Source organism: Oerskovia sp. Root22, assembly GCF_001429135.1.
In the GTDB taxonomy this organism is placed as follows: Bacteria; Actinomycetota; Actinomycetes; order Actinomycetales; family Cellulomonadaceae; genus Oerskovia; species Oerskovia enterophila.
Map to the genome: position 1 here is coordinate 171155 of NZ_LMIL01000001.1, position 22528 is coordinate 193682.

Annotated in this window: 9 protein-coding genes; all 9 read right to left on the bottom strand. The window is 76.7% G+C overall.

Annotated elements, in window-relative coordinates; genetic code table 11:
- Nucleotides 1-217: 217 nt before the first annotated feature.
- From ASE15_RS00675 to ASE15_RS00715, 9 genes are read right to left on the bottom strand one after another with little or no spacing between them, the layout of a single operon-like run.
- Entirely contained in the window at nucleotides 218-1375 is a 1158-nt protein-coding gene (locus tag ASE15_RS00675; RefSeq protein WP_200960487.1) for an iron ABC transporter permease, read from the bottom strand.
- Complete coding sequence (locus tag ASE15_RS00680) at nucleotides 1333-2316, bottom strand: thioesterase II family protein (protein WP_162259107.1); 984 nt, start codon at nucleotides 2314-2316, stop codon at nucleotides 1333-1335. Before ASE15_RS00680 ends, ASE15_RS00675 begins: the two co-directional genes overlap by 43 nt.
- On the bottom strand, nucleotides 2309-3265 hold the full coding sequence (locus ASE15_RS00685; protein WP_082618071.1) for a siderophore-interacting protein: 957 nt from the start codon (nucleotides 3263-3265) through the stop codon (nucleotides 2309-2311). The genes ASE15_RS00680 and ASE15_RS00685 overlap by 8 nt, the downstream gene beginning before the upstream one ends.
- Nucleotides 3262-4668 (bottom strand): MFS transporter, encoded by a 1407-nt coding sequence (locus ASE15_RS00690; RefSeq protein ID WP_056760548.1) that lies wholly within the window; start codon nucleotides 4666-4668, stop codon nucleotides 3262-3264. Before ASE15_RS00690 ends, ASE15_RS00685 begins: the two co-directional genes overlap by 4 nt.
- Complete coding sequence (locus tag ASE15_RS00695) at nucleotides 4665-4919, bottom strand: MbtH family NRPS accessory protein (RefSeq protein WP_056645334.1); 255 nt, start codon at nucleotides 4917-4919, stop codon at nucleotides 4665-4667. Before ASE15_RS00695 ends, ASE15_RS00690 begins: the two co-directional genes overlap by 4 nt.
- 3 nt (nucleotides 4920-4922) lie before the next feature.
- Nucleotides 4923-9029: a non-ribosomal peptide synthetase gene (locus ASE15_RS00700; RefSeq protein ID WP_056760550.1), complete on the bottom strand. Its 4107-nt coding sequence runs from the start codon at nucleotides 9027-9029 to the stop codon at nucleotides 4923-4925.
- Entirely contained in the window at nucleotides 9026-17941 is an 8916-nt protein-coding gene (locus ASE15_RS20610) for a condensation domain-containing protein (protein ID WP_056760552.1), read from the bottom strand. Before ASE15_RS20610 ends, ASE15_RS00700 begins: the two co-directional genes overlap by 4 nt.
- On the bottom strand, nucleotides 17938-21444 hold the full coding sequence (locus ASE15_RS00710) for a non-ribosomal peptide synthetase (RefSeq protein WP_056760554.1): 3507 nt from the start codon (nucleotides 21442-21444) through the stop codon (nucleotides 17938-17940). Before ASE15_RS00710 ends, ASE15_RS20610 begins: the two co-directional genes overlap by 4 nt.
- The gene (locus tag ASE15_RS00715) at nucleotides 21444-22472 is read right to left on the bottom strand and encodes an ABC transporter substrate-binding protein (protein WP_056760555.1); all 1029 of its coding nucleotides are present in this window, start codon (nucleotides 22470-22472) and stop codon (nucleotides 21444-21446) included. Before ASE15_RS00715 ends, ASE15_RS00710 begins: the two co-directional genes overlap by 1 nt.
- Between the last annotated feature and the right edge of the window lie 56 nt (nucleotides 22473-22528).

Here is a 22528-nt window from a genome sequence, read left to right on the forward strand (position 1 = left end):
GGTGAGGAGCGTCCGGTGAACCGTGAGCGCCCGGAACGCCCGGAGCCCCCCGAGCCCCCACCGCGCCCCGCGAACCCTGAGCGCCCCGCGAACCCTGAGCGCCCCGCGAACCCTGAGCGCCCCGCGAGCCGTGAGCGCCCCGCTGAGTTGTCAGAACTGGGCCGGTGGGTACCCCGGTGCAGTTCTGACAACTCGGCCGTCGGCTGACGCCTCGTGGTCATGAGCGATCTCCCAGGTAGCCGCGGGCGAGGACGACGAACAGCGGCGCCCCGACCAGCGCGATCACGATGCCGACCTGGATCTCCGAGGTGGCAGGGGCCAGGCGACCGACGACGTCGGCCCCCAGGACCAGGACCGCCCCGCACAGTCCCGCGACCGGGATGCGCCACGCCGGTCCGCCGAGGCCGAGCCGCGTCGCGGCGTGCGTCGCGGCGAGCCCCACGAACGCGATCGACCCGCACGCCGCGGTCGCCGCACCGGCGAGCAGCGTGACCGCGAGCAGCCCGATCAGCCGGTCGCGCACGACGTGCCTCCCGAGCGAGACCCCGAGCTCGTCACCGAGCTCGAGCGCCCCGAGCGTCGGCGCGTTGACGACCGCGAGGAGCAGCCCGAGCAGCAGGAACGGGGCGACGGTCCAGATGACCTCGGGTCCCCGACCCACGAGCGAACCGATGCTCCAGAAGCGGAAGACGTCCATGGTCGTGCGGTCGAGCAGCAGCACCCCGGACGTGACCGACGCGAGCAGCGCCGTGACGATCGAGCCCGTGAGGACGAGCGTGACGCCCGGCGCGAGCACGCGGATGCGTTGCGAGAGGACCACCACGATCCCCCCGGCGCACAGCGCCCCCACGAGCGCGAAGCCCACAGCCCCCGACGGGCTCGTGACCCCCAGGACGTGGATCGCGAGCACCACGGCGCACGCGGCGCCCGACGTCACGCCCAGCAGCCCGGGGTCGGCCAGCGGGTTGCGGGTGTGCGCCTGCGTGAGCGCGCCGGCCACGCCGAGCGCGATCCCCACGAGCAGCCCCAGGACCGTGCGCGGCACGCGCATGTCCCACACGATCGCGGACGCCTCGGTCGTCCCGGGCTCGCGCAGCACCGCGAGCACGTCGGGCCACGGCACGGGCTGCGAGCCGAGGGCCACGCTCGCGAGGATCGCAGCCAGCAGCGCGAGCACGAGCGCTGCCCCCACGAGCAGGACACGCGACGAGGGCCGCGAGCCCCGGAGGGCAGCCGGGGGCACAGCAGGCACAGCAGGTGCGGGGGCCGCAGCAGGTGCGGCAGCGGCACCTCCGCGCGCCGCCCCGCCGCCCGTCGGTGCCGTGCCGCCGTTCACGAGCCCGCTCCCGTGCTCGCGACGGCCTCGCGCGACCACACCCACCGGTCCTCGGCGCTCGGACGCGCGACGTCCGCGGCACAGGTGCCCGCGACGGCCGCGGTCAGCGCGACGCGCAGGGCCTCGATCACCTCGTCGGGCCGTTCCCCGACGAAGAAGTGACCACCCTCGACGACCCGCTGTCGGACTCCTGCCCGCGCGCGTGCGGCCCAGGGCGCGACGGACGCGGGCGGCGACGCGACGTCGTCGGACCCGGCGAGCAGGAGCAGCGGCACCGTGACGTCGGCCGGCTCCCCGGGCGTGGCCGCGAGCGAGTCGTGGACCGCGAGGTCCGCGCGCAGGACGCGCGCGTGCAGCGCGAAGAACTCGTCGTCGGCGAGCAGCTCGGGCGGGGTCCCGCCCAGCGCGGTGATCCACGCGCGCAGTGCGGCGTCGTCGCGCGCGGCCGGCCCGGGCCCGACGACGTCGCTCCCCTCCTCCGCGTCGCCTGCGGTCCCGGGACGGTCGGCACGCGCCGCACGACCCGAGACCACGAGCAGGTCCGGGGCCGTGTCCGGGCCGAGGCCCGCGGCGATCCGGGCCGCGACCGATGCGCCGAGGCTGTGGCCGAGCAGGACCGTAGGCACACCGTCGGCCAGGAGCCCGCGCACCGGGCCGGACACGTCCGCGAGCAGGTCGGTCATGGTGCGGGCGAGCGGCTCGCCGAAGCGGCTCTCGCGACCCGGGTACTGCACGGCCACGACCTCGGGCGAGGTCGCGAAGGGACCGGTCGGGGGCGGGACGGCAGCACCGGCACCGGCTGCAGAGCCCGGTGCGTCGGGCGCGCCCGAATCACCAAGGGCATCAGGGGCACCCACGAGCCGCCGGTAGTAGCTCGCCGCGCCGCCGGCGTGCGGGCACACCACGACGCGCCACGTCGCCCCGGCCGGTGAGGCCAGGACACGCAGCGCGGGGTGGCGCGGCCGAGGACCGTCAGTCACCCGACGGTCCCGACGCGGGAGCGGACGACCCGGCGTCCGCGGTGCTCCCGGTGGGCACGGCGACGTCCGGTACAGCCGAGTCCTCCGGCGCCTCGGTGTCGTCGTCGTGGTGGTCGTGGTCCGCGACGCCCTTGCGCCAGTACCCGTCGACGTCGAAGTTGTCGCGCCCCAGCCCCACCTCGTTCTTGAGGTAGCGGCGTAGCGGCTTGATCGACAGCGACTCGCCCGCGACCCACACGAACCCGTTGCCCGCGGGCAGGTCGGTCCCGCGCACCGCGTCCGCGAGCAGCGCCGTGGTCCCCGGCGCGCGGTCCTCCCGGAAGAGCCAGGTCACGTCGACGCTCGCGGCCGACGCGAGCGGCAGCACGTCGCCCTCGTCCTGGACCTCGACGAAGACCGTCACGGGCACGTCCGCGCGCAGCCGTTCGAGCCAGCGGGCCGCTGCGGGCAGGGCCGTCTCGTCGACGGCGAAGACGTACCAGTCGAACACGTCGTTGACGAGGAACGAGCCGCGCGGCCCGAGCACCCCGACCAGGTCCCCGACCTGCGCCCGTCCCGCCCACCGGCCCGCGATGCCGTGCTCGTGGAGCACGAGGTCGATGTCGAGCGTGCGGGCCTCGCGGTCGAAGAACCGCACCGTGTAGTCGCGGCTCGTGAGGTGGCGGCCTCCGACCCAGCGGTCGTCGACCACCTCGGGCATCTCCGGGGTGCCGCCGGGCTCGGTCGGCAGGAAGAGCTTGACGTGGTCCTCGGGGGCGACGGTCACGAAGTCTGCGAGGTCCTCCCCCGTGAGACGGACCCGGACCATGCGCGCGGCGATCCGCTCGACGGCCGCGACCGTGAGCAGGCGCGGGCGCAGCGGGTGCGTCAGCAGCGTGACCTGCTCGACGACGTCGGGCCCGGCGGGCTGGTCGTCCGCGACAGCGAGGTTGCTCGTGGTGCTGGTCATGCGTTCTCTCCTCGGGTGGTGCCGACGCTCGCGTCGACGGGCTGGGGGGAAGGTTCGTGGTCGGCCGGCTCGGGCTCGGTGACCGCGCGGCGCAGGCCCGGGACCATCAGGGCGACGAGGCCCGTCGCGACGGCCGCGAGCGCCCCGCCGAGCGCCACGGCGCCGCCTGCCCCGAGGGCCCGGGCGATCAGGGTCAGGAGCGGCCCGCCGAGCGCGTCGCCCGCGGTGCCCTGCGCGGTCCACAGCGCGCTCACGCGGCCCCGCAGGTGGTCGGGCGTGCGCTCGTAGAGCAGCGTGAACCGCAGGATCTCGCCCAGGACGTCACCTGCGCCGACCAGGGTCATGGCCGCGACGGCGAGGACGACCGACTGGGACAGGCCCAGCATCGCGACGCCCACGCCCGAGGCCGCGAACACGATCAGGAGCAGGCGCCCGGTGCGCCGGACGCGCCCCGTCCACCCGCTCGTGAGGGTCGCGACGAGCGCGCCGACGGCCGGGGCGCTGAACAGCAGCCCGACGACCTCGGGGCCCGCGTGGAGCTGCTTGTCGACGAGCTCGGGGATCAGGACGTGGGGCGAGGCGAACAGGATCTGGACGAAGCCCAGCAGGATGATGCCGCCGACCACGCGGTCGGTCGCGACGAAGCGCAGGCCCTCGACCATGTCGTCCCACGGGTGGGGCCGGCGCGCGGTACCGAGCCCCACCTCGGCCCCGAGCGGCGGCTCGGACGCGGCGCCGTCGGGCACGGGATCCTCGATCCCGGCATCCCCGGCCCCGCCCTCCCCGCCCGGCGGCAGCGCGGGCAGGCGGACCAGGAAGCCCAGGCTCACGACGCTCGCCACGACGACGGCCCCGAAGACCAGGCTCGACCCGCCGTGCGCGATCGCGACGCCCGCCACGAGCGGGGCGACCACGGCGCCCAGGTCGAGCGAGATCGCCTGGAGCGCCGCGACCGCGGGGAGCTGGGTGCGCGGCACGAGCGAGGGCACGGCCGCCGCGAGCGCGACCACGCTGAACCCGCCCGCGAGACCGTCCCACGCCGCGATCGCGTAGATCGCGGGCACCGAGGGCGACTCGGCGAGCGAGTTCACGAGGAGCGCGACGAACCCCAGGACCGCGGCCGAGCGCGACCACAGGATCACGCGGCGCCGGTCCGTGCGGTCGGCCACGACCCCCGCGACGAGGGTGCCCGCGAACGCGGTCACTCCCAGCGTCGTGTTGACGCCCGCGACGTGCAGCGACGAGCCCGTCAGGGCGTAGACCTGCACGGGCAGGGCCACGACGAGCATCCCGAGCCCGAGCAGCGACACGACCCGCCCCGCGAAGAGGAGTCGGAAGCTGCGGCTCGCGCGCAGCGGCGTCAGGTCCAGCGCGAGCCCCGAGAGCAGCCCCGGGGCGCTCACGTCGCCGTCGTCGTGGTGGGCGAGGCCGGGAGACCCGCGGACGGGGCGCCGTCGAGCACGCGGCGCAGGCTCGCCGGTCGCAGGTCCGTCCAGTGCGCGTCGACGTACGCGAGCGCGACCGCGCGCGGCGAGGCGTCCAGGACCACGTCCCACCCGGGCGGGACGGCCGCGAACTCCGGCCACAGGGAGTGCTGCTGCTCGTCGTTGACGAGCACCAGGAAGGTGCCCTCGGAGTCGTCGAAGGGGTTCATGGGTCAGTGCCTCTCGTCGGTGCTGGGTCGGGTGGCCGCAAGGGCCTGATGAAGGTGCCGTGCGAGGACCGGGCCGAGCTGCCCGATCGCCGCCGGGGAGACCATGTCGTGGTGCCCTGCGAGGACCGCGTGCTGGGTCACGGTGCCCGTGACGTGCGGGACCCAGGCGTCGCGCTGGGCCGTGAGTTCGTGGCGGTCCGTGTCCTGGGCCGTGAAGAGCAGCAGGTCGCCGCGGAAGGGCGTGTAGCGCGCCTGGCCCATGAGGTCGCACGAGTACAGGTAGGTGTCGACGACCGCGGCGAGCCCGTCCTCGTCCAGGTCGCCCCAGGCGCCGGGCGCGTCGGCCAGGACGTCGAGGACGTCGTCGCGCGTGGGCTCGGCGAGGAGGTCGGGGTCGACGCCGCCGGCCGCGAGGAGCGACCGGAGGGCGTCGACCTCCTCGGCGTGCGTGTCGGCCGACGGCGACGGGTCCTCCGGCCCGACGGCGGAGCGCGCCCCGGGCGCGACGGCCTCGGCATCGAGCATCGTCAGGCTCGCGACGACGTCGCCCGCCTCCTGCAGGCGGGTCGCGACCAGGTGCGCCAGGTGAGCGCCGAACGAGTAGCCGAGCAGGTGGTACGGCCCGCGCGGCGCCACCTCGCGCACCGACCGGACCGTCTGCTCGGCGAGGTCGACGAGCGAGGAGGGGGCGCCGTCGGGCCCTGCGAGACGCGGCGACTGGAGCGCGTGCACCGCGGTCCCGGCCGGGACGTGCGGGACGAGCGACGCGAACGACCAGCCCAGGCCCCCCGCGGGAGCGAGGCACACCAGTGGTGGGGCGTCGCTCCCGGGCGTCGGCGCACGCAGCGTGAGCGTGCCGGCGAACGGGTCGGTCTCGGGGGCGTCCCAGTGCGCGACGATCGCCTCGACCGTCGGGGCCGTGACGAGGGCGCCGACGCTCAGCGGGCGCCCGAGGCGCGTGCGGACCATCGAGACCGCGCGCATCGCGAGGAGCGAGTGGCCGCCCGCGGCGTAGAAGTCCTCGTCGGCCGCGAAGCTCGCCACGCCCAGGACCTCGGCGAAGATCGCGCACAGCTCGCGCTCGAGATCGGTCCGTGGCTCACGTCCGCCCGCGCGCGCGAGGTCGGGGGCAGGCAGGCGCCGGACGTCGAACTTGGCGTGCGGCGTCAGGGGCAGCTCGTCGAGCACGACGAGCGCCGAGGGCACCAGGTGGTCGGGGACCGTGCGGCGCATGGTCCGCAGGAGGTCGGCGAGCAGGTCGGCGCCACCCTCGGTGCCGGCCATGGCCCGTGACGGGCTCTGCCCGGCCAGCACCACGTACCCCACGAGGACGTGCCCTCCCCCGGCGCCCGGGCGCGCGACCACCGCGCACTGCGCGACCCTCGGGTCGCGCGCGAGCACCGCCTGCGACTCCCCCGGCTCGACGCGGTAGCCGCGGATCTTGACCTGGCCGTCGCTGCGGCCCAGGAAGTCGAGCTGCCCGTCGGGCCGGCGCCGCACCACGTCGCCCGTGCGGTACATGCGCGCGCCCGGCGCCCCGAACGGGTCGGCGACGAACCGCTCGGCGCTCAGCCCAGGTGCCCCGTGGTAGCCGCGGGCCAGCCCGATCCCGCTCACGTACAGCTCGCCCGGCGTCCCGTCGGGCACGGGCACGAGCCCCGAGTCGAGGACGTACACCGAGGTGTTGGCGATGGGACGGCCCACCGTGGGGCGCCTGCTCTCGTCGGTGCCCCCGCCGAGCGTGTTGATCGTGTACTCGGTGGGGCCGTACAGGTTGTAGCCGCGGGTCCCGGGGGTCCGGGCGATCGCGTCCCACACCTCGGCCCCCACGGCCTCGCCGCCCAGCAGCACGAGCCCCGGGCGGTGACGCCCCTCGTCGAGCAGCCCTTCCGCGAGGAGCGCCGAGCACACCGAGGGCGTCACGTTGACGACGTCGATCCGCTCGGTCGCGCAGTACGTCGCCATGGCGTGCGGGTCGCGGCGCACGGCCTCGTCGAGCAGGTGCACCTCGTGGCCGTCGACGAGCCACAGCAGCTCCTCCCACGACATGTCGAACGCGAACGAGACCGTGTGCGCGACGCGCACGGGCTGGTCGCGGAGGCCGACCGGCCGCGACGCGACGAGCGGGTCGAAGATCTCCGTGCGGTGGTTGCGCAGCATGTTGACGAGCCCGCGGTGCTCGATCGCGACCCCCTTGGGCGCACCCGTCGAGCCCGACGTGTACATGACGTACGCGAGCCGGTCGTGGCCGGAGGTGGGCCGGTCGTGGCAGCGGGCCGGGTCCGGATGGCCCCCGGCGGGCAGCGGCGGCGCCTGGTCCTCCGGCACCACCGGCACCACCTCCCGGCCCGCGAGCACCGGCCCCACGAGCCCCCGGAACGACTCGTCGAGCACCACGACACCGGCACCGGCCGCCTCGACGACCGCGCACAGCCGGTCGGCCGGGTGCGCGGCGTCGAGCGGCACGTACGCCGCCCCGGCGCGCAGGGTCGCGAACAGCGCGGCGACGAAGTCGATCCCGCGCGGCACCGCGAGCGCCACGACGACCTCGGGCCCGGCCCCCGCCGCGGACAGGGCGCGCGCGAGCGCGTCGATGCGCGAGCCCAGCCCCGCGAACGTCACCGCGTCGGTGCCGTGGACCAGCGCGGTCCGCTGCGGGTGGGCCTCGACGGCCCGGTCCAGCAGGTCGAGCAACGAGTCCTCGCCCACGTCCTGCGCTGCGCGGACCCCGCGGGCGACGAGGAGGGGAGCGACGTCGTCGGGCACCGCGGCGACCCGGGCGACCGGCGCGCCCGGGTCTCCCACCGCGCGGCGCAGGACCGCCTCGACCTGGTCGAGCAGGGCGCCTGCCCGGGCAGCGTCGACGACGTCGGAGCGGTGCGACAGGATCAGCCGGTACGGCTGCCCGGGGTGGACCACGAACGTCAGCGGGTAGTGCGTGGCGTCGCCGCCCTCGACGTCCTCGAGGCCCACGGACGCGCTGAGGCGGTCGAGCTCGGCGTCGTCCTCGGGCGTGTTACGCATGACGTAGAGCGTGTCGAACAGCGTCCCGACGCCCGCGCGGCGCTGGAGCTCGCCCAGGCTCACGTGGTGGTGGTCCATGAGCTCGGCCTGCTCCGACTGGAAGCGCCGCAGCAGGTCGCGGAACGGCTCGCCGGGCCGCGTCGCCAGGCGCACGGGCACGGTGTTGAGGAACAGCCCGACCATGTCCTCGACCCCCGCGAGCGCGGGCGGGCGACCCGAGACGGTGCTGCCGAACACCACGTCGTCGCTCCCCGTGACCGAGCGCAGCGCGAGCGCCCACGCGGCCGAGTAGACCGTGCTGACCGAGACCGCGCACGTGCGCGCCAGGGCCAGGACCGCGAGCGAGAGGGTGGAGTCGAGGTCCCGTTCGACGACGTCGGGCATCGAGGCCCGACGGCGTGGGTCGGGCGGCGCGACGAGCGTCCCCTCCGCGAGGCCCGACAACGAGACGTCCCACGCGCTCGCCGCCGCGTCCGCGTCCTGCGCGGCGACCCACGCGAGGTACTCGCGGAACTGCGGGGCCGGCGCGAGGCCCAGGTCCTCGCCGCCCGCGGCGTAGTGCCGCAGGAGCTCGGTCACGAGCAGCGCGTCGGACCAGCCGTCGAGCAGGATGTGGTGGTTCGTCACGACGAGCGCGGCCCCCTGCTCGCCGAGCCGCACGAGCACGAAGCGGATGAGCGGCGGGCGGTCCATGGTGAAGCGGCGCTGACGCTCGTCGTACTGGAGCCGGTCGAGCGCGGTGGTGCGCTCGTCGGGCGCCAGGTGGTCCAGGTCCTGGACGCGCCACGGGACCGTGACCGCGGTCGGCACGAACTGCACCGGGCGGGCGAAGCGCTCGTGCGCGAACCCCGCTCGCAGGACCGCGTGCCGCCGCAGGAGCGACTCGCACGCCCGCTGCATGGCCTGCTCGTCGACGCCGCCCGGGAACCGGTACGTCGACTGCATGGTGTAGACGTCCAGGCCCGTGTCCTCCGAGACCGCGTGGAAGAGCAGGCCCTCCTGGAGCGGGGCGAGGGGCAGGACCTCGGCGATCGTGGGGGCGGGGGCTGTGGGGGCCGGGCCGGTGCGCTCGTCGGTCGTGGTCATGTCAGGTTCCTCATCAGGTCGTCGAGGTCGCCGAGCTCGCTCGCGGACATCGCGAGGAGCGGGGAGACGAGCGGGGAGCTGTCAGAAGGTGACCGGGGTATGGCCCGGGGTGCTTCTGACAACTGGTCCAGGGGGCGGGCGCGCAGCGCGAGCGACGCCGGGGTCGGCGCCGCGAAGACCGACCGCGGGTCGACCGTCCAGCCCCGCGCACGCAGCGTCGTCGTGACCTTCATGGCCACGATCGAGTCGCCGCCCAGGGCGAAGAAGTTGTCGTCGTCGGCCACGTCGTGCACGCCCAGGGCCTGGGCGAAGACCTCGCGGACGACGAGGACGGGCGGGCTCGCGGGCAGTCTCGCGGGCGGAGTACCGTCCGGTTCCCCGGGCGCCCTCTCCGGTGGGGTCCCCGCCCTGAGCGGCACCGCGGCGAGGCCCTCGCGCAGAGCGGGATACCGCTCCGCGAGCCCTGCGAGGACGTCCTCGACGGGAGTCCCCGGTGCGTCGGCCAGCAGGCCGATCACCTCGACGACGGCCGCGAGCGCCGCAGCCGCCCGGTCGGCGGGTACCGAGGTCAGGTGGTCGAGCTGCACGCTCAGCCCCTCGGACGCGTCGACCGTGAGCGCGAGCGGGTACTGCGTGCGGTCGTCGCCCTGGACGTCGGTGATCCGCAGGCCGGCCGCGGCGCCCGGCTGGGCGTCGGCGTCGCGCGGGTAGTTCTCGACCACGAGCAGGGTGTCGAACAGCTCGCCGACCCCGAGCGCCCGCTGCACGTCCGCGAGCGCGACGTGGTCGACGTCGCGCAGGCGCGCCTGCCGCTCGTGGACCGCGCGGACCAGGTCGGCGACGGTCCAGGCGCGTCCGCCGTCGTCGCTCCCGTCGTCTGACGAGCCCCCGCCCGGGGTGGCGCCCGGTCCCCCGACCGGGACCCGCACGGGCACGGTGTTGACGAACATCCCGGGCACGCAGTGCGCGCCCTCGATCTCGGCGGGCCGGCCCGCGACGGTCGTCCCGGTCAGCACGTCGCGCTCCCCGGTGAGGGCCGCGAGCACGAGCCCCCAGGCCGTGGTCACGACGTCGGCCGGCGTGACCTGCGCGGCACGCGCCGACCGGACGAGCCGGTCGCCCAGGCCGTCGGGGGCCGCGTGCAGCACGGTCGGCCGCTCGCCCGTGTCCTCGGGCTCGGCCACCCGCACGGGGCGCACCCCGGCCAGGGCGTCACGCCACACGTCGACCGCGCCGACGTCGCGCCGCGCGAGGCGTCGCGAGAGCTGCCAGGCCGCGCCGGGGGTCGGCGGCACCAGGCCGTCGAGGCCCGACGGCGCCGCTCCCGCGGGTGCACCGACGCGCCGCGCGTACGCGCCGAGCAGGAGGTCGACCAGGAACGGCACCGACCAGCCGTCGAGCAGCACGTGATGGTTCGTCACGACGAGCCGGTGGCCGGCCCCCTCGTGGGCTCCGAGGTGGACGACGACGAGCCTCAGCAAGGGTGGTCGTGCCAGGTCGAAGGGGCGGTCGAGCTCGTCGGCCATGATCTCGTCGAGCGCGCGGCGCACGGTGTCAGGGTGTGCGACGTCGTGGTGGGCGGCGCCGGGTGACGCGGCGCCGGCGCGCGAGGCAACTGGATGTGCGGCGTCGTGGTGCGCGGCGCCGGGCAGCGCGATCATCTCGGCGTACGCCGCCACCGGTCCACGGCCGACCCCGTCCGGCGAGATGCGGCCAACGGGGGTCAGAATCCCGCTCGAACCCCCGTCCGCCGCATCTCGCGGAGCACGCGAGAGGTGAGCCACGCCGTCGGGCAGCGTGATCTCGCGCAGCGGGACCTCGGTGACGTCCGTGACGACGAGCCCCAGGTCCTCGGGGCCGCGGGCCGCGACCGCGAGGCGGAGCTGCGGGTGGGCCGCGAGGACGTCGGCTGCGGCGGCGCGCAGCGCGGCGACGTCGAGGGGCCCGTCGAGGCCCACGTCGACCGCGCTCGTGTACCGGTCGACGGGTGCCTCGAGCGCGTGCAGGATCATGCCGCGCTGCACGGGCGTGAGCGGCCAGGGGGTGCCCGTGGGGAGCGCCGGAGCCGCTGCCACCTCGGTCGAGGCCTCTCGGACGAGAGCACGCAGGTGCCTGCCCCACGCCTCGACGAGCCGGTCGCCGACCCCTCCCGCCGAGGGCGACGCCCCCGTGCCCCGAAGGTGACCGCCCCGTCCGTCGAGGGCGACCGACGCGCCTGCCGAGGGTGACGGCTCGCCGTCGACCGCCGGGGCCAGCAGCCAGCGCGCCACGAGCTCGGGGCCGTCCGGGCCGTCGACCACGTACGCGTTGAGCTCGACCGGGTGCGACGACGGCAGGTCGGCGTGCAGGTCGAGCGCGGACTCGACGTGCGCGGCGTCGGCCGCGCTCCCCCAGTCCTCGGTGCTCTCGGTCTCGCGTCCCAGGTAGTTGACGAGGACCTGCGGCGGGCGGGCCGCCGCGGCCTCGCGCAGAGCCGCGGACGCCACCGGGGCGACGTGCCGGAGCAGCCCGTACGCACGCCCGTCGCCCGGGACCGCCGCGGCCTGGCGCGCCGTGGCCCGCAGGTGGGCCGACGCCGCGGCCCCCGGTGACGCAGCCAGCCGGACGGGCCAGGTCGTGGTGAACCAGCCGACGGTCCGCGACAGGTCGGGCCCCTCGCCGTCGAGACGTCGCCCGTGCCCCTCGGTCTCGACCACGAGCTCGGCGTCGGTCGTCCCACCGGTGCGCGCCCCGCCGCGGCGCGTCTCGCCCGGCGGGAGGATCCCGCCCGCCGAGGCGCCCCCGCCCGCGGAGACGGCCTCGCCCGCCGCGAGCGACAGCGCCGCGAGCAGGACGTGGTCGGTGCGGTGCTCGGGTGCGAGCCCCAGCAGGAGCCGGGTGTCGTCCGCCCCGAGGCGCACGACGACCTCGCGCGCGGTGGCCACGGTGTCGAGCACCGGGTCGAGCGGGCGGGCCGTCAGCGTGACGGCCGGCCCGGCGTGCACGTCGAGCCATGCGGGCAGCTCAGGCACCCGCTGGGCCGCCTCGTCGTGCATGGCCGCCGCGGCGGCCCGCAGGCTCGCCGACGCGGGAGGCAGGGCGCCGCCCGCCGCGAGCGTCCGCAGGTCGTCGACGAGGATGCGCCACGAGACCGCGTCGACCGCGACGTGATGGGCGACGAGCGCGAGCTCGCGCGCGTCCCGGTCCCACACCGCGCGCAGCACCCGGCCCGTCGCCGGGTCGATCTCGGCCGCGGCACCGCGCAGCGCCTCGCCGAGCACGGGCTCCCCGGAGCCGCCGACGAGGCGCAGGACGTCGCCCGACGCCTCGGGCGAGGCCACGTCGAGGACGCGCGCGCCGCCGTCGTGCACCGCGAGACGCAGGGCGCCGTGCGCCGCCACGAGGCCCGCGAGCGCAGCCCGGAGCGCGGCCTCGGTGAGGTCGGCGGGGGTCCGCAGGACGCGCACCTGGACGAACCCGCGGTGGTCGCCGCTGCTCTCCAGGAGCCAGGCGAGCGCGGGCGTGAGGGGCAGGTCGCCGTGCTCGGTGAGCCCGTCCCGCGCGCGGGCGGTCGCCGGCGACGGTGCGGGCGCTGTCTCGGTCGCTGCCGCCGCGATCCCCGCGGGCGTGCGGCCCGCGAAGACCGCGCCGACCGTCACGACCAGCCCCTGCCCACGCAGCGCCCCGACGAGCTGCATCGCGCTGATGCTGTCTCCGCCCGCGGCGAAGAAGTCGGTCGCGGGGGTGACCTCGGCCCCGAGCACGCGGGAGACCTCGGCGCGGACGCGCTCGGTGCGGTCCTCCGCGGGACGCTCGCCCGGCCCGACGGCGTCGATCCCCCGGGCGCTCGCGTCGCCCTGGTCGGGGGTGCGGCCGTGCGCACGCGCGCCGTGGTGGGTCGTCGCGCGGGGAAGCGCGTCGACGGTCGCTCCGGCCGGGGTCGGGCGCGGCACGCGCACCGTCCCGACGAGGTCGTGCGACGTCGGGAGGCTGCCGCCGCGGGCCAGGCGCTCGAGGGCGCTCGCGAGCGCGTCCGGGAGGACGGCAGCGACCGCGGGGGCCAGCGCGCCAGGGCGCTGCTCGATCTCGAGCGTGAGCCCGTCGCCGTCAGGCGCGGGGAGGACCGTGACGGTCACGGGGTAGTGCGTCGCGTCGTGGCCGCCCGTGGGGACGACGGCGACGGACTCGCCCGCCGAGGGCGACGAGCCCACCTCCCGAGGGCGACCGCCCTGCTCGCCGACGGCGACCGGGTCCTCGCCGACGGCGACCGTCCGGTCCCCGCGCGGGTAGCTCTCGACGACCACGAGGGTGTCGAACAGCGGGTGGCCCGCGATCCGTGCGATCGACGGGAGCCCCACGTGGTGAGCGTCGAGCAGGCGGGCCTGGCGCGCCTGGACGTCCTGGAGCAGCGGGTCCGCGGTCAGGTGCGCACCGGCCGGGACCCGGACGGGCGACGAGCTCACGAACATCCCGATGATGCGGTCGGCGCCGTGCAGGTCGGTCGGCCGGCCCGCGACGGTCGAGCCGACGACGGCCTCGGGGCGCCCGGTCAGCGCGGCGACGACGAGGCCCCACGCGGTCTGGACGACCGTCGCGGGCGTGACCTCGGCACGGCGGGCCGCAGCACGCAGGCCCTGCGCGTCGATCGCGACGGGCGTGACGATGCGCGCGTCCCCCTCGGCGGGCGCGTCCGTCCCCCTCGGCGGCTCCAGAACGAGCCCCCCGAGCCCCCTGTGCACCCCCAGCAGCGACGGTTCGTCGACCCCGTCGAGCTCGGCCCGCCACAGGTCCTCGACCTCGTCGCGCCCCGCCTCGGCGTCGCGCAGCCACACCAGGTAGTCGCGGAAGGACGGCTCGCCCGTCTCCGCAAGGCTCTTCCCACCGGCCCCATCGGCCCCACCGGCCTCCCCGGCGAGCACCGCCCGCAGCTCCGCCGCGAGCAGCGGCACGGACCAGCCGTCGGTCAGCACGTGGTGCATCGCGAGGACGAGCACGTGCTCGTCCTCGCCCGTCCGCACGATCGCGGCCGACACGAGCGGTGCGAGCGACAGGTCGCCCAGGCGCGAGCGCTCGGCGAGGTCGACGTCGTCGAGCAGCACGGCGAGCCCGGCAGGGTCGAGCCCCCGGCCGTCGTGCTCGGTGACGGGCACCCGGGCGGCATCCGGCACGAAGAAGACCGGCGCGGGCAGGTCGAGCTGGAGGACGGCGCCGCGCAGGTTCGCGTGCCGGCGCACGAGCGTCTGCACCGCGCCCGCGATCAGCGCGCCTCCGTCCTCGCCCGGCCCGGTCACGGTGAAGCGGGTCGTCGTGCGGTAGGCGTCGGCCGTGTCGCGGGCCGCCTCGGCGACCATGCCGAGCTGGGTCGGGGTCAGGGGCAGCACGTCGTCGACGTGCGTCGCCCCCGGCACGGCCGCACGCACGTGCTCGTCGAACGCGACGGCCTGCGCGGCGGTCAGCGGCACGAGCGCGTCGGCAGCACCGCCCGCCCCGGCGCGCCCCGAGCCCGAGGCGACCGACGTGCCCGGGGACGCGACGCCGTCGGGCCGGACCCGCCGCGCCATCTCGCGCGGCGTGCGCGCCGCGAACAGGTCCGCGGGCGTCAGGACGAGCCCTTCGCGGCGCAGCGCCGCGACGAGCTGGAGCGCGTCGATGCTGTCGCCCCCCGCCGCGAAGAAGCTCTCGTCGAGGCCCACGCCGTCCCCGCCCAGGACACGGGCGGCGGCCGCGTGGACCTGCGCCTCGACGGGGGTCGGCTCGGCAGCGGACCGGCCGACGGACACCGCGCCGGCCCGGCCCGCACCACCCCCGGACGTCCGTGCCCCGTCCCATTCGGGCGCGGGCAGCGCGCGGCGGTCGAGCTTGCCGTGTCGCGTGAGCGGCAGGGCGTCGAGCACGACGAACGCGGTCGGCACGAGGTGCCGCGCGAGGCGCTCGGCCGCCGCGGCGCGCAGGGCGTCCGGGTCCAGCGGCCCGGCACCCGTCACGTGCGCGACGAGCCTGCTCCCCCACCGCGGGTGCTCGGCGAGCACGACCGCGGCCTCGGCCACGCCGTCGAGCGCGACGAGCGCCTGCTCGACCTCGCCCGGCTCGATGCGGAACCCGTGCAGCGAGATCTGGTCGTCGTTGCGCCCGAGCAGGCTCAGGGTGCCGTCCTCGGCGCGGCGCGCGAGGTCTCCCGTGCGGTACATGCGCTCCCCCGGGAGCCCGCCGGGACGGGCGACGAACCGGCTCGCGGTCAGGCCCGCCCGCCCCAGGTACGCCTCGGCGAGCTGCGGTCCCGCGAGGTACAGCTCGCCCACGGTGCCGGCCGGGACCTCGCGCAGCGCGGCGTCGAGCACCACGGCCTGCGTGCGTCCCACGGGTCGCCCGACGACCGGCTCGGCCGTGTCCGCGACGTCCGCGGCGAGGGCGTCGACGGTCGCCTCGGTCGGCCCGTACAGGTTGACGACGCGTGCGCCCGTGGGCGCCGCGAGCGCCCGCATCTGCGTCCACAGCGCGGGCCGGAAAGCCTCGCCGCCCGCGACGCAGATCCGCGGCAGGCGCGCCCACTCGGCGCCCGCGAGCAGCGCGCCCCAGACGGTCGGCGTGAAGTCGAGGTAGTCGATCCCGTGCCCGGTCGCGTAGTCGCGCAGCGCGACCGGGTCGAGGAACACGTCCTCGTCGAGCACGTGCAGCTCGTGCCCTGCGGCGAGCGCGAGGAACGCGTCGTAGTGCGCGTCGAACGAGAAGGCCGCGGTGTGCGCGACGCGCAGGCGCTCGCCGGGCGGGTAGAGCTCGGTGCGGTGCCGTTCGAGCAGGTGCGCGAGGGCGTCCTGCCCCACGGCCACGCCCTTGGGCTCGCCCGTCGAGCCCGAGGTGAAGATGATGCTTCCGACGCACGCGCGCAGGGTCGCGGCCTCGGGCGCGGGCGGCAGCTCAGGCCCGACGGCGGCACGCGCCTCGGCAGCCTGGCCCGCCGCAGGCGCGTCGTCGGGCCCGACGGCGGAGCCCGCCCCGAGCGCGTCGGTCGCCTCGCGGGCGGGCGCGTGGGCCGACGCCGTGGCGAGGGGGCGCGGCCCGGCCTCGTCCCACAGGAGGCGTGCCCCGCTGAGCCGCAGGACGTGCGCGCGGCGCTCGGGCGCACCGTGCGGGAGCGGCGTGACGGCCAGGCCGCGGCGCAGTGCCGCGAGGATCACGTGGACGATGCGTTCGTCACGCGGCAGGTCGATCGCGAGCGCGTCGCCCGGGCGCGCCCCGCACGCCGTGAGGCGACGCTCGGCCCGCGTGATCGCGAGGTCGAGCTCGGCGAACGTCCAGCGCTGGTCGCCGACGACGAGCGCGCCCGCGTGCGGGTGGCGTGCGATCGAGTCGGCCAGGACCTCGGTCACGAGCGCAGGGCGGGTCGCGGGGGCCGCGCTCGGGACGCGGGACGCCTCAGGGCTCGCGGCGCTTCCCGGGACGTCGGCGACGGCGGGCGACCCGGCCGCCCTCCGCGACACCTCCGCCGCACGCCCCTTCCCTGCGACGAGGTCGAGGCTCGCGACCCGTGCCGCGGGGGTCGTGGCGACGGCGAGGAGGATGCGCTCGAACGTCGCCAGGAGGTCCGTGGCACCGGTCCGCGTGACGGCCGACGCGTGGGCGTCGAGCGCGAGGCCCCAGGTGTCGGGGCCCGCGTCGACCGCGAGAGCGAGCGGGAAGTGCGTGGCGTCGTGCGTCGCGAGCACGCGCAGGTGCAGCGGGTCGAGGCCGACGACGGTCGGGGCCACCACCCCCGCGCTCGCCGCCTGCTCGAACGACACGAGGGTCGTCGCGACGGGCGTCTCGGTACCCGCCGCGGCCTGGATGCCGCGCAGCCCGACGTGCTGGTGGTCCCAGGACACGTTCCAGCGACGGGCGTGGTCGGCCACGACGGCGCCGAGGGAGCTCGCGGCGTGGGCGTCGACGCGCGCGACGACGGACTCCGTGAGCATCCCGACGATCTCGTCGGCGTGCTCGACCTCGGGGCTGCGCAGCGCGACCGGGACCGCGAAGGTCGCGTGGGTCGTCCCGGCGTGGGCAGCGACCGTCAGGCCCCAGGCCGCGCGGACGAGCGTGGCCGACGTGACGCCCTGCGCCCGGGCCCCGGCGCGGACCGCCTCGACCGCCGCAGCGCCGAGAGGCCGGTGGATCGTGAAGGCGTCCTCGGGGACGTCGCCCGCCGACCACGTCGCGGCCTCGGGCCACCGCGAGAGGTCGACGTCGGCGAGCGCCTCGTGCCAGTGGGCGTGCGCCGCGTCGGGGTCCTGGTTCCCGAGCCACACGAGGTGGTCGACGAACCGGCCACGGGCGGGCGGGATCTCGTCGCCCTCCGCGGCCAGCTCGGCCCCGTAGAGCCGCGCGACCTCGCGCACGAGCAGCGGCATGGACCAGCCGTCGAGCACCAGGTGGTGGCTCGTGACGACCAGCACGTGGTGCTCCGCGCCGAGCACCACGACCCCGAACCGCACGAGCGGGGGGTCGGCCGGGTCGAACGGGAGCGAGCGCTCGGCCGCGGCGGCGGAACGCGTCGCGTCGCGCAGGGCGCGATCACGGTCCGCCCCGGGAGCGCCCTCCTCGGCGTCGCCCCCACCGCCCTGCTCCGCGCGCGCCACGCCTCTGTCCGCCACGCCTCCGTCCGCCGCGTCCGGACCCGCCGCGTCGTACCAGACCACCTCGGCCGTGGCCTGGCTGGGGACGAACTGGACCGGGTCCAGGTCGTCGTCGACCGCGAACCCCGCGCGCAGGTTCGGGTGCGCCCCGAGCAGCGCGTCGAGGCTCCGCTCCAGGGCGGGCCCGTCGAGCGGTCCACGGAGCTCGACCAGGGTCTGGCCGACGTACGGGTCCTGCCCGTCGGCCGCGAGCCCCGCGTGCGCGGTCAGCGCGCGCTGGAGGGGCGTGAGCGGCCAGACGGCCTCGATGCTCTCGGTCGAGCTCATGGTCGTGCCTTCCGTGTGCGTCGGCGGTCGCCGAGGAGGGCGCCCAGGCGGTCGAGGTCGCCGGGCGCGAGGTCGAGGAGCGGCGCCGCCGCGTCCTGGGTGGTGCCGAGCGCCCCGGCCCCGGCCGGTCCGGAGGCCTGCGGGTCTGCGGAGCGGGTGGGCCGGGCGGGATCGGTCGCGAGCGGGCGCAGCCGCGCGGCGACCCCCGCGACGGTGCGCTGCTCGAACACGTCCTGCACGCTCGAGCGCCACCCCTTCTCGCGGAGCCGCGCCACGACGTGGATCGCGCGGATGCTGTCGCCGCCCAGGGCGAAGAAGTCGGCGTCGGGCGCGACGGAAGCGCCGTCGAGCGCCGAGGAGAACGCGAGGGTCACGTCGGTCACCGTCGCCGGGAGGTCCGGTCGCCCCGGGCGGGCGTGGTCGTCACCCCGGGCGGGTGTCTCCCCCTGCGCGGGTGCGCTCACCGCGGGTTCCGGGAGGGCACCGACGTCGAGCTTCCCGTTGGTCGTGAGCGGCAGCTCGTCGAGCACCACGACCGCCGCGGGCACCAGGTGCTCGGGCAGGACGTCGGCGAGCGCCGCGCGCAGCGCGTCCCCCGTCGGTCCGGGAGCCACCACGTACGCCACGAGCCGCGCCCCCAGGGCCGACCGCCGTGCCTGGACCGTCGCCTGCACGACGCCGGGCAGCGCGAGCAGCGCGGCCTCGGTCTCGCCGGGCTCGACGCGGAACCCGCGGATCTTGACCTGGTGGTCGCGGCGCCCGACGTAGTGCAGCAGCCCCTCTGCGTCGCGGCGCGCGAGGTCTCCCGTGCGGTACATGCGCTCCCCCGGCTCCCCGAACGGCGACGCGACGAAGCGTTCGGCCGTGAGGTCGGGGCGACGCAGGTAGCCGCGCGCGAGCTGGGGTCCGGAGAGGTAGAGCTCGCCGACGACGCCGTCGGTCACGGGGCGCAGGTGCTGGTCGAGCACCAGGGCCGTGGTCGCGCTGAGCGGCCGCCCGATCACGGGCTGGTCGGCGTCGGTGCCGCTCGCGCCCACGGCGTCGACCGTGTGCTCGGTGGGCCCGTAGAGGTTGAGGACCCGGAGTCCGGGCTGCGCACGCAGCGTGGTCCACAGCGCGGGCGGGCACGCCTCGCCGCCCACGGACACGGTCCGGAGGGAGTGGTCGCGCGCGAACAGCCCGGCCTCGACCACGGCCGCCATGACGGTCGGGGTCAGGTCGATCCGGTGGATGCCGCGCGACACGACGAGGTCCACGAGGGTGTCGGGGTCGCGGTACTGCTCGACGTCGAGCAGGTGCAGCTCGTGCCCCAGCAGCAGCGCGAGCAGCGTGTCCCACGAGCCGTCGAAGACCAGCGGCATGGTCTGCGCGACACGCTGCACCCCGTCCTCGACGCGTGGCACGACGTGCTCCTGGTGGTGCGCGAGGAACTGCGCGAGCGCGCCGTGGCTGATCCCGACGGCCTTGGGCTCGCCCGTGGACCCGGACGTGTGCAGGACGTAGGCGAGCGCGTCGCGGGGCACGTCGAGCACCCGCCGCAGCGGCGCGGCCCCGTGGGAGGCGGCGTCCCCGCGCGGCCCGACGACGTCGCGCCCCGCCCACAGGCCGTCGCGCCCCGCGCGGTGGCCCTGGTCCGCAGGGGCCCCGGCCGGAGCGGTCCCGGCAGCGACCACGATCCGCGCCTCGTGCCGGTCGACGAGCGCGAGGCGCCGCGCGGGCGGGGTCCGGTCGTCGAGCAGGAGGGCAGCAGCCCCGCAGCGGTGCAGCGCGAGCAGGGTCACGACGTAGTCGGTGCCCCGCGGCAGGTCGATCGCGACGAGGGTCTCGGGCCCGGCCCCGGCCGCGACGAGCCGCCCGGCCAGGTGCGCGACGGCCTCGTCGAGCGCACGGAAGGTCGAGGTCTCGCGCGCGACCAGCGCCACGGCCTCGCCGCGCCGGGCCACGGCCCGGTCGAACAGCTCGCCCGCGAGCAACGGCAGTGCGCCTCCGGGCAGCGCGGGCCCGGTCGAGCCCGCGACGATCTGACGCTCGGTCGCGGGTGACGCGAGCCCCAGGCCGCCCACGCGCGCACCGGGCGCGGCCCGACCCACGCTCTCGAGGAGGTGCGCCAGCTCGCCCAGGCGAGCGGCGACGTCGGGCCGCGTGAAGAGGTGTGCGGGCGCGGTGCCCGTGAGGCGCAGCTCGTCGCCGTCCGGTCCGGGGATGCGCACGACCGAGACCGCGAGGTCGTCGACCGGTCCCTCGGCCACGGTGCGCAGGCGGCCCGTCGCGGCGCCGAAGCGCAGGTCGTGGTCGAAGAGCTTGACGTTGAGCTCGGCCGCGGTCACGACCGCGCCCGCCTCGCGTGCGATCTGCTCGGCGGGGTAGCGCCCGTGCCGGCGCAGCTCACCCATGCGTTCGCGCACCTGCGCCACGAGCGCGTCGATCCGCTGCCCGGGGGCGACGTCCACCACGACCGGGAGCACGTTGACGCGCATGGTCGGGACGATCGCGGCGACCGACCCCATGCGGTTCATCGCGGGCATGCCCACGCCCACGTGGCGCCGCCCGGAGACCAGAGCGAGGTGCGCGGCGAACGTGGCCGCGACGACGTCGGGCCACCCGGCGCCGGAGCGCGCGGCGACCTCCTCGAGCGGCCCGACGGCGCAGCCCGCCTCGTGCACGACGCGCACCACCGCGTCGCTCGCCTCGGGGCTGCTCGCCACGGGTCCGTCGCTGAAGCTGCCCGGCCCCGCGGCGCCCAGGACGTCGAGACGGGACGACCAGTGCTCCCGGTCGCGCGCACGCTCGGGCGAGGTCGCGTAGCGCTCCTCCTCGGCCACGACGTCCGCGACCGCGCCGAACGGGCTCGCGGCCACCGCGCGCCCCGTGGCCAGCGCGCTGACGACGTCGGCGACGCGGCGCAGGACGAGCGTGATCCCGTACGCGTCGAGGATCGCGTGGTGCACCACGACCGACCACCACACCGTGCGGGCGTCGATCCGGACGATCGCCTGACGCGCCAGGCCGGGCGCGTCGAGGGCGAACGGGCGCACCCGGTCGGCCTCGACGAGCGCCTCGGCCCGTGCGCGGGCGTCCTGCTCCCCCGACAGGTCGAGGACCCGCACCCCGCCGGACGGCACGCCCGCGGGGGCGCTCGCCCGACCGGGACCGGGACCGCCGGCCGGGTGCACGACCTGCGTGACGCCGTCGGACACCTCGAACGAGGTGCGCAGCGCCTCCGTCTCCCCGACCACGATCTCCACGGCGAGCGCGAGCAGCGCGGTGTCGAGGTCGCCCGAGATCTCGACGACCTCGCCCACCGCGTACGCCGTGGTGCCGGGTCGCACGAGCTGCGCGCCGACGACGCCGAGCTGCGCGGTCGTCAGCGGCAGGCCTGCGGGCTCACGCGTCCGGGTGGACACGTCGGGGGCACGGACCACGGGCGCGCCCGAGCGCGCCGACGAGGGTCCGGGGACGAGAGCCGGCGGGGCCAGGAGGTCGGGGGCGGAGGGCGTCGTCATCAGGCCTGGAGGTCCTCGAGCACGACCTCGAGCTGGTCGAGGACGTCGAGCGCCAGGCTGTAGCGGTCCGCGAAGAAGTAGCGGATGCCGTACGCGTGCCCCGCGGTCACGGCCGGGAGCGACTGGTAGGTCGCGGCCGCGGCGAGCTCCTCGGCGCCGGGACCGGGAGCGCCGTCGACCGTCTGCTCGTGGAGCACGACCGTCGCGTCGGCGACCTGGCCGAGCTGCTCGTAGGACAGGAAGACGCCGTTCTCGGTGGTCTCCTCGGCCACGACGGCGGGCAGCGGGGCGCCGATGTCGGCGAGGATGCCCCCGAGCCACGAGATCCGGGAGTAGACCGTGACCTCCTCGAACGAGTCGAGGCCCGCGAACGTGTTGGCCGCGATGACGTCGCCGTACGTCTCCTTGATCTCGGCGACGCGCGCCTCGTACGCGGCCTTGGTCGCCTCGGCCTCCTCGCCCGCGCCCAGGGCCGTCGCGATCTCGACCGACGCGTCCTTGACCGTGGCGGAGCCCGTGGCGCGGATCAGGACGGTCGGAGCGATCTGCGAGAGCTTGTCGAAGTCGGCCTTCTTCTCGGCGCTGAGCTCCTCCTCCTTGCCGCCGCGCACGAACCCGACAATCAGGTCCGGCTCGAGCGACGCGATCTTCTCGTAGTCCCAGCCGTCCGCGCCCATGACGATCGGCAGGTCCGCGACCTGCTCGTGCTCGGCGGGCAGGAACGAGTCGGCCCAGTCGCCGTCCGCGGTCGCGACGGGCACGATCCCGGCCTCCAGGAGCGGCCCCGTGCCACCCTCGAGCGCCACGACGCTCTGCGGGTCGGTCGGGATCGTGACGGGACCGAACGCGGTCTCGACCGTGCGCGTGCCGGCCTCGGCCGAGGAGCCGGCGGGCTCGCCGGCCTGCGACGTGCCGCCCGCGCACCCGCCCACGGCGAGGACCGCGGCGAGGGCAGGGACGACCAGCCAGGCGGTGGCGCGGGAGGTCCGGGTGCCTCGTGCGGCGGTGAGGGATCGGGAGCTGGACATGCGGGGTTCTCCTTGAGGTGGGTTGCTGGTGAAGCGGTGGGCCGGGCCCGCACGTG